The following is an 11,630-nucleotide window of genomic DNA, read 5'->3' on the forward strand; positions in this document are numbered from 1 at the left end:
AGGTCGGCCGCGCGCACCCAGCCGCTGTCGCTCGGCAGCACGCCGCCGGCCGCGATCTCGTCGACGCGCAGCGCGGGGAAGACCTCGGTCAGCCGGGCGTAGGCGTCCGTGACAGGCGAGGCCGGGGAGCGGGGCAGCAGGGCGGGAAGGGTCATGCAGGGGACCACCGAATCGCGATCGTTTGCAGGTAAGCCTTACCTTACCCGACACTTTCGGTCTTTGAACTGCGGCCCCGCCCGCCTATCGTGCAGGGAGGAGCGGAGGTGGAACCGGGTGGAGCGAAGCCTGGAACAGGACGGCGGGCGGGAGAGGACCGCGCCCCCGCCGTACGCCTCCGCGCGCCCCGACTGGGTGCCGAAGCAGGCGCGTACGTCACCGGAGGACTCACCGGAGGACCGGGAGCACACGTACAGCGGACCCGAACCGTCCGTGCCCCGGCCGGTACGGCGCCATTCCGTACGCGGCCAGATCCTCGACGCCCTGCGCTCCGCGCTGGTCGGCGGAGACCTGGTGCCCGGCGAGGTCTACTCGGCCCCCGCTCTCGGCGAGCGGTACGGCGTGTCCGCGACCCCCGTCCGCGAGGCGATGCAGCAGCTGGCGCGGGAGGGCGCGGTCGAGGTCGTCCTGAACCGCGGCTTCCGGGTCGCCGAGCGCGGCGCCGCCGAACTCGCCGAACTGGCGGAGGTACGGGCCCTGATCGAGGTGCCCGTGATGCTCCGGCTCGCCCGTACCGTACCGGCCGAGCGCTGGGCCGAACTGCGGCCCCTGGCCGAGGCGACGGGGGCGGCCGCCGCCGTCGGCGACCACGCCGCCTACGCGGACCGCGACCGCGCCTTCCACCGCGCGGTGCTCTCCCTCTCGGGGAACCAGCAGCTGGTGGCGGTCGCGGACGACCTGCACAGGCGCTCGCAGTGGCCCCTGGTCAGCGCCCCGGCCGTGCGGCGCGCCGACCTCGTCGCCGACGCGGCGGAACACACCGCGCTCCTCGACGCGCTGACCGCAGAGGATCTGACCGTGGTGCGGTCACTCGTGGAGGAACACTTCAGAGGCGCGTGACGGCCGCTCTCGTGGACGCGCGCCCGCCGTGTGTCTCAGCCCCGCCCCGCCCGCCCCGCCGCCACCGAGGCGGTCAGCAGTTCCGCGTCGAACAGTGAGGCGTCCGCGAGCCGGCTGGCCGACGCGTACGCGTTCATCATGACCTTCGTCGTCCGCAGCGCCGACGCGGACCTGCGCACCAGCGGCCTGGTCCACGCGCTGATGGCGTCCTCCAGCTCCTCCTCGGGGGCGACCTTGTGGAGCAGGGACAGTTCGGCGGCCCTGGCGGCGTCGAAGTTCTCGCCGGTCATGATGAGTTCACGGATCCGGGCGGCGCCGGACTCCTGGATGAGCCGGGGCAGCGAGCCGCCCCACGCGGGGGGCATGCCGAGCGCCAACTCGGGCAGCCGGAAACGGCAGTTGTCCGCGCCGGCCCGCAGATCGCAGTACACCGCGAGCGCCACCCCCGCGCCGATCACCCCGCCGTGCAGCCGGGCGACGGTGACCGCGTCGGACGTCGCGAGGGCGTCACAGACCCGGCGGGCCTTGGTGCCGAGGGTGCGCAACGCCACGCCACTGGGGTCCGTACGGAGGAACTCGGCGAACTCCCGCCGGTCACCGCCCACACAGAAGTCGTCCCCGGCACCCGAGAGGATGAGCACCCGGATGCCGGGGTCGTTGTGCACGCTGTCCAGAACGGCGAGAAGCTCGTCCAGCATCAGCCCGGAAATGGCGTTCCCGGTCTCGGGGCTGTTCAACTGGACGTTCAGCACAGGCCCTTCGTGCCGGACCCGCAGAACCTTGAAAGCATCCACCACGCTGTTCCTCGTTTGTCGTCCGCTGTCGCGCGGTCTCTGCAAGGGAGTTGACGGAGCGTCGGTGACTGACCCGGTGTCAGCCCGCGACGACTCCCAGTGAGGCGATGCGCCGGAATCCCACCCGGGGTGCCCAGACCGGCGGCGAACTGATGCGCAGGGACGGCATCCGCCTGAGCAGCGTGCTCAGGACCGTCGTCGCCTCCAGGCGGGCCAGCGGGGCGCCCAGGCAGTAGTGGATTCCGCCACTGAAGCTCAGATGTGTCGCGCGGCGGCGGATGTTGAAGACGTCCGGCTCGGAGTGCTGGGCCGGGTCGTGGTTGGCGGCGCCGATCATGAGGTGCACCATCTGGTCCTTGGACACCCGCACCCCGCCGAGGGTGGTGTCCTCGCCGGCGACCCGGCTGATGATGTGGTTCGGGGAGTCGTACCGCAGGACCTCCTCGACCGCGTCGGGGAGGTGCTGGGGGTGCGCGCGCAGCCACTCCAGCTGGAGGGGGTGCTCCAGGAGCAGCCACACCATGGTGGAGATCAGCGTCGACGTGGTCTCCGGCGCGGCCAGCACGACCAGCAGGGCGAGGAGGTAGACCGCCTCGTCCGCCTTGGCGGGGTCGGACTCGATCCCGTCCCAGGTCCTGAGCCACGTGGAGATCGGGTCGTCGCCGGGCTCCGCACGCCGCTTGGCCACCAGGTCGATGAAGTACTCCTGGAGCCGGAGGGTCGCGGTGTCGGACAGCGCGAGCTGGCTCGGCGAGGGCAGCAGTTCCTGCGCGAACACCTGGTGGTGCGTCAGGTCCCGCATCAGCGCGTAGTCCTCGATCGGCAGACCGAGCCATTCGCAAATGGTGAGGGACGGCAGTTCCTCACTGACCAGGGCGCTGAAATCGGCCTCGCCGTTCTCCCGCAACTCCTCGGCCAGGCGGTCGAAAAGACGGTCCGTCGTCCTCTCGACCGAATCCTTGGTGGCTTCCAGGGAATTACGGTCGAAAAGATTGCCGATCGACTGGCGCACCCGGGTGTGATGCGGCGGGTTGAGCGCGGGCAGTGTCCTGCCCATTTCCCGCGAGGAAATAGAGTTCCACCGGGTCTTCTCGCCCTGGCGAAGACGCCATGCGCTATCCGGTACCTGCCAAGCCCGGTCTCTTAATACCTGATTGCAGAGTTCGAAGGAGTTCACCAGGTGGCCGCCCCAGGGGGCGGGCACGACGCTGCCCATGGACCTGAGATCCGCGTAGAAAGGCAGTGGATTCGACTGGCCGTTCGCCGTGCGCAGACGGGAGAATAGCGTAACCACCGCGCGTCGGTCTATGAGTGGCGCTGCCAGGGACGGCTCCACGGAGACTCCTTTATTCAAGACATCACATAAGATTCGCCAACCCTGTCTACCCCGATGGTGGAACACTCATTCGACCGACAATGCCTCTGGCATGTTGCGAATGTCACACCTTCCACCAGGACAGGAATCCGCTCCAGAAGTTACCCTTCTGCGCTCGCTGCGGCTGATCCCGTACCGGAGTATTTCCGGCATTGCGGCCCGAGGTCGGCAGGGGAGCGGACTCGCGCCTCTCGTGCCGTACGGGCGTGAAGCGGGACGGCAGCGCGTTGAGCGCGCGGTGGAACGGCCCGGGACGCCAGGTCAGCGAGTTGGCGGGCACGCCCAGTTCGATGTCCGGCAGGGTGTTGAGGAGCTTCTCGACGGCCAGCACGGAGATCAGCAGTGCGGGGTCCTTCGCCGGGCACGCGTGCGGTCCCGCGCCCCAGGCCAGGTGCGCCCGCTTGCTGAGGGTCTGCCGGCTCGCGGAGAGGCCCGGGTCGCTGTTGGCCGCCGCGAAGCTGATGAGGACGGGGTTCCCCGCGTCCAGCCGGCTTCCCGAGAGGTCCACGTCGAACACGGGGTAGTGCACGGCGTAGTTGGCGATCGGAGGACCGTTCCAGAGCACGTCGTTGATGGCGTCCTCGACGAGCATGCCGTCCCCGCGCTTGTCCTCGGACAGCAGGAGGCGCAGGGTGCTGGAGATGATGTTCTGCGTCGGCTCGGTGCCCGCGCCGATCAGCAGCACGAGCTGGTGGATCATCTCCTCGTCGTTCAGGCCGGCTTCGTGCTGCATCAGCCACGAGGTGACGTCGTCGCCGGGCTGGGCGCGCTTGAGCGCGACCAGTTCGAAGAGGGACTCGCTGAGCACCTCGTTCGCCTTCTCCGCGTCGACGCCGTCGAAGATGCCGGAGAAGCCGAAGATGAGCCGGTCACCGATCTCGGCCGGGCACCCGAAGAGGTCGTTGAAGACGAGCAGGGGCAGCAACTGCGCGTAGTCGGCGACCAGATCGGCCCGGCCCCGCCCGCTGAACTGGTCGATGAGGTAGGAACCGACCCGGTCGACGTGCCGGCTCAGGCGGTGGGTGTCGATGCGGGCCAGACTCGTCGTCACGGCCTGACGCAGCCTCAGATGATCGGCGCCGTCCGAGAACATCGGGTTCGGCCGGTACATCATCATCGGCAGGACCGGGCTGTCGTCCGGTATCCGGCCCTCGTTCAGGGCGCGCCAGCGGCGGGCGTCCCTGGCGAAGGTGTCGGGGTTCTGGAGCACGTGCAGCGCCGCCGCGTAGTCCGTGACGAGCGAGGCCTCGACCCCGGGCGTCAGCTCGACCGGGGCGGCCGGCCCGAACTGCCGCAGGTAGTTGTAGAAGCCGTCCGGGTCCGCGGCGAACTCCGGCCCGTGCAGCGGCACGCTCTTGCCGCTGTTGTGCGCGGGGCAGCCGGGCGGCGGAGCAAGGAATTCCGAATGAGATTGCATGCCTGGACTCCTAGTTGAGGCGCGACTGGAGATAACGGACCAGTACGATGAGGGAATTGGCGGACGACCGCTGGTCGCGCGCGTCGCAGGTGACGAGCGGGGTCTCCGGGAGCAGGTCGAGCGCTTCCCGGATCTCCTCGTCGGAGTGGCCCGGCGTGCCGTCGTCGAACCGGTTGACGGCGATGGCGTACGGAATTCCGTACCGCTCGACCAGGTCCATCACGGGGAAGGACTCTTCGAGCCGGTTCGGGTCGACCAGGACCAGGGCGCCGAGGGCGCCGCGCGACATGTCCTCCCAGACCTGGACGAACCGCTGCTGTCCGGGGGTGCCGAACAGGTACAGCACCAGCTTCTCGCTGAGCGTGAGCCGGCCGAAGTCCATGGCCACGGTGGTCGTGGTCTTGCCCGGCGTGCCCTTGAGGTCGTCGATCCCCTCGCCGGCCTGCGTCATGACCTCTTCGGTCCGCAGCGGCGGAATCTCGGACATGGTCCCGATGAAGGTCGTCTTTCCCACCGCGAAATGACCGACCACCAGGATCTTGGCCGCGGTCTGTACCGAATCGCGCAGGTAGACGCCGTCATCCAAAGCGAGCTTGGAGCCCATTCAGCACCTCCTCGAGGATTTGCCTGTCGACGCGTTTTGCCGGAGGTATGGGCGCACGGGTGTAGAGATAGCCGTCCGCCGTGAGATCGTGCAGAAGGATTTTGACGACACCCACGGGCAGATGGGTGTGCCCGGCTATCTCGGCGACCGAGAGAAAACCGCCGGAACACAGCTCCATGAGACGCCGCTTTTCGGGATCGAGAAACCCGTTCTGCGGGGCGTTCTCGGACACCGTGATCAGAGTGATCAGCGAGAAATCGTTGTCGTCGAGCAGCTCGCGACCGTTTGTGATCACATACGGTCGCACTAATGGAGTGACTTCTTGTTCCAGCTCGGGCTCGTCCGGTGTTGTCATGCTTTCACATCCTCCCGAGGGGGACTGGTGAGCGCCTTGCCGAGCTGGCCGACCAGCTGCTGCATACGGAAGGTGATCTCAGCCATGTCGACTTCGGGCGAGGCGGAGACGGCGAGATAGGCGCCCTCTCCGGCCGATATCAGAAACACCCAGCCGTGGTCGAACTCCACAAGAGTCTGACGCCACTGGGGCCGCTGATCGGGGCCGCCGCAGAAATCGGCGACCGTACGGCTGAGCGACTGCATTCCGCTCATCGCGGCGGCGACGGTGTCGGCGTGGTCCTTTCCGACATCCTTGGAACGGGCCATGAGAAGGCCGTCCGCGGAAACCAGAATGGCATGGCGTGCTTCGGGCACTTCCAGAGCACTGTCAAGCATCCACGAAAGATCGTAGTTCACTGCGTCTCATGCCCTTCACTGCTTGTGTGGGTGGAACGACGGCCCGATTGCGTGCCCCGCTGGAACGCGCCCATGACGGATGCGGCCTTCTCGCTGTCGCGGACGGGCGCCTCCGCCGTCTCGCCCGCCGTCGGCACGATGGAGATCGCGCCGCGCCGGCGGCGCTTGGGCAGACCGCCGAACGTGGTGGCGGGAGCGGGGGCGGGGGCGGCCACGGGGGCGGGACTCACGCCGCCCGTCGTGTCCTCGTCGGACGGCAGCGGTGAGGAGGTGGCCACGGCTGGAATCTCCTCGGGCTCTGGCATGGACGTGAGCAGTTCGTCGGGCAGCAGCACCACCGCGCGCACCCCGCCGTACGGGGACGTGGAGTCGACGGAGACGCTGAAGCCGTACCGGGCGGCGAGCACACCGATCACCGTGAAGCCGAACTGCGGCGGGTTGCCGAGACCGGAGACACCGGGCGCGCGGTCGCTCGACAGGAGCTTGGCGGCCCTCGCCTTCTCCTCCTCGTTCATGCCGACACCGGCGTCGTCGACGACGATGCAGACACCCTTGGGAACGGGCCGGATGTTGATCTCGATCATCGTTTCCGGCGCCGAATAACTGGTCGCGTTGTCCAGCAGTTCGGCGAGGGTGAGCGCGACCGGTTCGACGGCGCGGCTGACGATGGCGAAATTACTCTGGGCCCGGATTTCCACCCGGGTGAAGTGGCGGATACGCCCCTTCGCACTGCGGACCACGTCGTACAGGGAAGCCGCGGCGCGCTGCCGGCCGAGCCATCCGTCGCAGAGCACGGCGATCGACTGGGCACGCCGGGCGAACTGCGAATTCATGTGGTCGATGTCGAGGAGATCCTGAAGAATCTGGAGTTCGCCGTACTTGTCCTGAATCTTCGTGATCGCGAGCTGCTGCTCGCTCGCCAGACCCTGAAGGGTCCGCATGGCGGACTTGAGAGCCGTTTTGGTGGCTTCCTCCGCGCGGTCCTTGGCCTCTTCCACGGCCTCTGCGTAATGCTCCTCCAGATTCGCGTAGTGCCGCTTGAGTTCTTCCTTCTCTTTCCGCAGCTCAAGGACTGAATTGCGTCCACGAATGATCGCGGTCGCGGCCACGGGGGTTCCAGCGATAAGTCCCCAAAGCGCTGGATCCTGAAAGTATTGCGTCATAGGGCTCTCTTCGGGCGAATGGGCAACCAGGTGCGGACATGAATGCACGGTCGGCCGCGCGTGCTCGCCTGCCGGACAGCCGTGAAAGGCCCGGCTAATGGCATAGGTCTCCCCCGGATGTGGCGGATTTCTGGGCCGGTGCGCGGAATATCTTTTATGCCCTAGCAGGTTTTCCTACCGCTTGGCAAGCGTGGCGATCTTAGCACCACGTCAGGGCAGGTCGTCCATGGCGTTCTGTGCCCCCTTTTACCCATCTGACGGATTTTCAGCAACGGTCCGCATTTGCGGTCATTGGGTGCCTGGACGGCGGCCGTTAGGGTGCTGCACATGCCTGACACACCCAGGGATCCCGGTTGCCCCGACCGGCGCGGTCCGGCCCGCTATCTGTGGTGGCTGGTGCGCGCCCAGCCCTGGCGCGTCCTCGCCGGCGCCTCGTACGGCACGCTGTGGATGCTGTGCCTGGCCCTCTCGCCGTACCTTCTCTCCCGCGCCGTCGACGACGGGCTGCGGGCGGGCGACCGGACCGCGCTCGCCGGCTGGACCGGTGCGCTGTTCGCCCTGGGCGCGGTCAACGCCTGGGTGGGCATGATGCGGCACCGGACCATGACCCGGGTCCGGATGGACGCCACGTTCCGTACCGTACGTGTCGTCGTCGCGCACGCCACCCGGCTCGGCGCCGCACTGCCCCGCCGGGCGACGGCCGGGGAGGTCGTCACCATCGGGATCGGGGATGTCGCGACGATCTCCCGGGCGTTGACCGTCACCGGGCCCGGGGTCGGCGCGGTCCTCGCGTACGTCACCGTGGCCGGGCTCCTCCTCACCGTCTCCCCGCTCCTCGCCCTGGTCGTCCTCCTCGGGGTGCCCCTGCTCGCGGTCGCCGTGGGCCCGCTGCTGGGACGGTTGCAGGGCGTGGAGAGCGTGTACCGCGAACAACGGGGCGCCCTCGCCGGGCGGTTCGTGGACATCGTCGGCGGACTGCGGGTCCTGAGCGGGCTGGGCGGCAAGGACGTCCACGCCGACCGCTACCGGCGCGACTCCGGCCGTCTGCGGGAGGAGGGCTACCGGGTCGGGTCGGTCACCAGCTGGATCGACGCCCTCGGACCCGGCCTGCCGGCCCTCTTCCTCGCCGTCGTGACCTGGCTCGCGGCGAGAATGGCCGTACAAGGGGCCATCTCCGTAGGGGAGTTGGTGGCGGTGTACGGGTACGTCGCCGTCCTGGGCGTGCCCGTGGCGTTCTTCGTCGAAGGCGGCTACCAGGTCACCCGGGGCCTGGTGGCCGCCCGCCGCGTCGTCCGGTTCCTCGGTCTGGAGCGCGACATCGAGGACACGGCGGCGGCCGTGGACGCGCCCCGCGCGCCCGCCGTGCTGCACGACCCCGCCTCCGGTGTCGAGGTGGTGCCCGGCACCCTGACCGTCCTGGCCGGCGCCCGTCCCGAGGACGGCGCCGCCGTGGTCGACCGGCTCGGCCGCTTCTCCGACTCGGCGGCCACCTGGGACGGCACCCGGCTGGACGCCATGTCCCTGCCGGAGGTCCGCCACCGGATCCTCGTCGCCGACCACGAGGCCGACCTCTTCGCCGGGACCCTGCGCGACGTCCTCGCCGGCCGCGAGGAGCGCGACGAACAGGCCGTCACCCGGGCGCTGTTCGCCGCCGCCGCGCAGGACGTCGTCCTCGGCCTGCCGGACGGCGTCGACTCCGTGATCGACGCCGGAGGCCGTAACCTCTCGGGCGGTCAGCGCCAACGCGTGCGGCTGGCCCGCGCGTTGCTCGCCGACCCGGAGATCCTGCTCGCCGCCGAACCGACCTCGGCCGTCGACACCCACACCGAGGCCGCCGTCGCCGCCCGGCTGCGCGCCGCCAGGAAGGGGCGTACGACCGTGGTCACCAGCACCTCACCCCTGCTGCTCGCCCAGGCCGACACCGTCTGCTTCCTGACCGACGGCCGGGTGACCGCCGTCGGCACCCACCAGGAACTCCTGCGCGGCGACAGCGGATACCGCGAGGTCGTGTCCCGGGGCTCGTAGCGCGCGGACCGCCACGCACGCACCCCAGGACGAGTCCGTCGATCTGTCGAGAGGAACACTTCCCATGACCGCCCGGCAGCTGCCCGTCGCCTCACCCCGCCAAGTCCGGCGCGCGGCGGCCGTGTTGATCCGCCGGGACGCCCGCGCCTTCACCACCCTCATCGTCCTCAACGCGCTCGCGGCGGCGGCCGGGCTCGTCAGCCCCTGGCTGCTCGGCCGCATCGTCGACGCCGTCGGCGCGGGGGAGGGGACGCGGACCGTCGACCGGTACGCGCTCGTCATCGTGGTGTGCGCGCTCGCGCAGTTCCTCCTCACCCGCCAGGCCCGGTTCGTCGGCCACCGCTTCGGCGAACGCACCTCCGCCAGGATCCGGGAGCAGTTGGTCGACCGGGTGCTCGCGCTGCCCGCCTCGGCGGTCGAGCGCGCGGGCACCGGCGACCTCGCGGCACGCGGCACGGCGGACGTCCCCGAGGTCAGCACCACGCTGCGGGACGCCGGACCCGACGTGTTCATCGCGACCGTCCAGATCGTGTTCGTCCTCGGTGCCGTCTTCGCCCTCGACGTACGGCTCGGGGTGTGCGGGGTGCTCGGCCTGCTCGGCATCGGGTTCGCCACCCGCTGGTACCTGCGCCGGGCCCACGGTGACTACCTCGCCGAGGGCGCCGCCAACTCCGCGATGGCCGAGATGCTGTCCGCGACCGCGTCCGGCGCTCGTACGGTCGAGGCGTTCGGCCTCCAGGAGCGGCGCGTCGCGGCCTGCGACGAGGCCGTCGAGCACAGCCGCCGCACCCGCACCCGCACGCTCTTCCTGCGCAGCGTGCTCTTCCCGGCCGTGGACGTCTCGTACGTCGTGCCGGTGGTCGCCGTCCTGCTGGTCGGCGGGGCACTGCTCGACCGGGGCGCCGTCTCCCTCGGTACGGTCGTCTCCTGCGCCCTGTACCTGCGCCAGCTGGACACCCCGCTGGACTCGATCCTGCGGTGGGTGGACCAACTCCAGAGCAGCGGGGCCTCGTTCGCCAGGGTGGAGGGACTGGGCCAGGAACCGGCGGCGGACCCGGGGCCGGGACGCTTTCCCGCCGGTGACCTGATCGAGGTGACCGGCGCGCGGTACGCGTACGACGGCGGGCGCGACGTCCTGCACGGCGTCGACCTGACCGTCAGGCCCGGCGAACGGCTCGCCCTGGTCGGCCCGTCGGGCGCCGGCAAGTCCACCCTCGGCCGGCTGCTGGCGGGCATCGACCGGCCGCACACCGGGGAGGTGACGGTCGGCGGGGTGCCGATCGCCGCCCTCGGCCCGGACGAACTGCGCCGCCAGGTCGTCCTCGTCACGCAGGAGCACCACGTCTTCGCCGACACGGTCAGGGACAACCTGCGGATCGCCGCCCCGGCCGCCACCGACGACCAACTGCGTGCCGCGCTCGCCGCCGTCGGCGCGGAATGGGTGGACGAACTGCCCGGGGGCCTCGACACGGAGCTGGGCACCGGGGCGGGCGCGACCCGCACCGACGGCGCCCGATCCCAGCAACTGGCCCTGGCCCGGGTGGTCCTGGCCGACCCGCACACCCTGATCCTCGACGAGGCGACCGCCCTGCTGGACCCGGCGACCGCGCGGCACACCGAACGCGCGCTGGCCGCCGTCCTCGAAGGCCGCACGGTCATCGCCATCGCGCACCGGCTCCACACGGCCCGCGACGCGGACCGGGTGGCGGTCCTGGACGACGGCCGGCTGACCGAACTGGGCACGCACGACGAACTGGTGGCGCGCGGCGGGGCGTACGCGGGCCTCTGGCGCTCCTGGCACGGCGGCGAACCGCCGACGCGGGCGCCGCACCCCCGTCCCCCCGGCGACCAGGCGGATTCGATCACTCTGTGATCACAAAACGCGGGGCCGTCTTGTGCCGGGCGCGGGCGGCCGTGTACGAAGATCATCAACGATGATCGTCCCTGATGCCCGCCTTCGAGCCGGAGAGAGGCACCGTCCCAGCATGTCCGCAGCGCCACCACAGCCTGCCGCCCGTCCGGTCGCTCACACCGGCGCAGGCGGCGTCAACTGGTCGGCCAGCCACGTCGGTACGCCGCCCAGCAGACGGAAGAGACGCCCGGCCTCGGCGCGCAGTCTGGCCGCCTCCGGTTCCGGCTCGGCGTCGGCGAGCGCGGCGAGGGCCGGGGCCGTACCGACGAGATAGCCCAACTCCTCGCGGATCCGCAGCGATTCGCCGAAGCCATGTCTCGCCTCGGCCAACTCGCCTTCGCGCAGGGCGAGTCCGGCGAGGTGGCGCCAGGTGAAGGAGAGCAGGAGGGTCTCCTCGTGCGCGGTGGCGGCGGCATGGGCCCTGCGGTACGCGGCGCGGGCCGACTGGGGCGAGTCGGCGACGTGTTCGGCGAACAGCCCGCGGCGGAAGTCGAGCAGGGCGCGGCCCGGGGCGCTGGGGTGGATCAGCGC

General features: G+C 70.2%; 10 protein-coding genes and 1 pseudogene. 3 read left to right on the top strand and 8 right to left on the bottom strand.

Annotation, left to right across the window (positions count from 1 at the left end; genetic code table 11):
* The first annotated feature begins 351 nt into the window (after window positions 1-351).
* Window positions 352-1,056, top strand: coding sequence for a GntR family transcriptional regulator (locus GT042_RS31975; RefSeq protein WP_161312197.1), 705 nt, complete (start codon window positions 352-354; stop codon window positions 1,054-1,056).
* A 35-nt stretch (window positions 1,057-1,091) separates the two neighbouring features.
* Here GT042_RS31975 and GT042_RS31980 read toward each other — a convergent pair whose 3' ends face one another.
* The 7 genes from GT042_RS31980 to GT042_RS32010 form a co-directional block, all read right to left on the bottom strand.
* Window positions 1,092-1,853 carry an enoyl-CoA hydratase/isomerase family protein gene (locus tag GT042_RS31980; RefSeq protein WP_161312188.1) on the bottom strand — a complete coding sequence of 254 codons (762 nt, stop codon included), beginning with the start codon at window positions 1,851-1,853 and terminating at the stop codon, window positions 1,092-1,094.
* Between the two features lie 76 nt (window positions 1,854-1,929).
* Entirely contained in the window at window positions 1,930-2,907 is a 978-nt protein-coding gene (locus GT042_RS31985) for a cytochrome P450 (RefSeq protein ID WP_345944003.1), read from the bottom strand.
* A gap of 382 nt (window positions 2,908-3,289) precedes the next feature.
* On the bottom strand, window positions 3,290-4,642 hold the full coding sequence (locus GT042_RS31990; protein WP_161312190.1) for a cytochrome P450: 1,353 nt from the start codon (window positions 4,640-4,642) through the stop codon (window positions 3,290-3,292).
* 10 nt (window positions 4,643-4,652) lie between these two features.
* Complete coding sequence (locus GT042_RS31995; RefSeq protein ID WP_161312191.1) at window positions 4,653-5,246, bottom strand: ATP/GTP-binding protein; 594 nt, start codon at window positions 5,244-5,246, stop codon at window positions 4,653-4,655.
* On the bottom strand, window positions 5,221-5,601 hold the full coding sequence (locus GT042_RS32000) for a DUF742 domain-containing protein (protein WP_161312192.1): 381 nt from the start codon (window positions 5,599-5,601) through the stop codon (window positions 5,221-5,223). Before GT042_RS32000 ends, GT042_RS31995 begins: the two co-directional genes overlap by 26 nt.
* A complete protein-coding gene (locus GT042_RS32005) occupies window positions 5,598-5,999 on the bottom strand; it encodes a roadblock/LC7 domain-containing protein (RefSeq protein WP_161312193.1) in 402 nt (133 codons plus the stop codon). Before GT042_RS32005 ends, GT042_RS32000 begins: the two co-directional genes overlap by 4 nt.
* Complete coding sequence (locus GT042_RS32010; RefSeq protein WP_161312194.1) at window positions 5,996-7,162, bottom strand: ATP-binding protein; 1,167 nt, start codon at window positions 7,160-7,162, stop codon at window positions 5,996-5,998. Before GT042_RS32010 ends, GT042_RS32005 begins: the two co-directional genes overlap by 4 nt.
* A gap of 327 nt (window positions 7,163-7,489) precedes the next feature.
* On the opposite strand from GT042_RS32010, the gene GT042_RS32015 reads away from it, so the two are divergent.
* Together GT042_RS32015 and GT042_RS32020 are read left to right on the top strand one after the other, a co-directional pair.
* Window positions 7,490-9,187: an ABC transporter ATP-binding protein gene (locus tag GT042_RS32015; protein WP_161312195.1), complete on the top strand. Its 1,698-nt coding sequence runs from the start codon at window positions 7,490-7,492 to the stop codon at window positions 9,185-9,187.
* A gap of 64 nt (window positions 9,188-9,251) precedes the next feature.
* Entirely contained in the window at window positions 9,252-11,060 is a 1,809-nt protein-coding gene (locus tag GT042_RS32020) for an ABC transporter ATP-binding protein (protein ID WP_161312196.1), read from the top strand.
* Window positions 11,061-11,213: 153 nt separating this feature from the next.
* Here GT042_RS32020 and GT042_RS32025 read toward each other — a convergent pair.
* Window positions 11,214-11,630: pseudogene (locus GT042_RS32025) on the bottom strand (hypothetical protein); the annotation flags it as partial.

The organism is Streptomyces sp. SID3212, from assembly GCF_009865405.1.
In the GTDB taxonomy this organism is placed as follows: domain Bacteria; phylum Actinomycetota; class Actinomycetes; order Streptomycetales; family Streptomycetaceae; genus Streptomyces.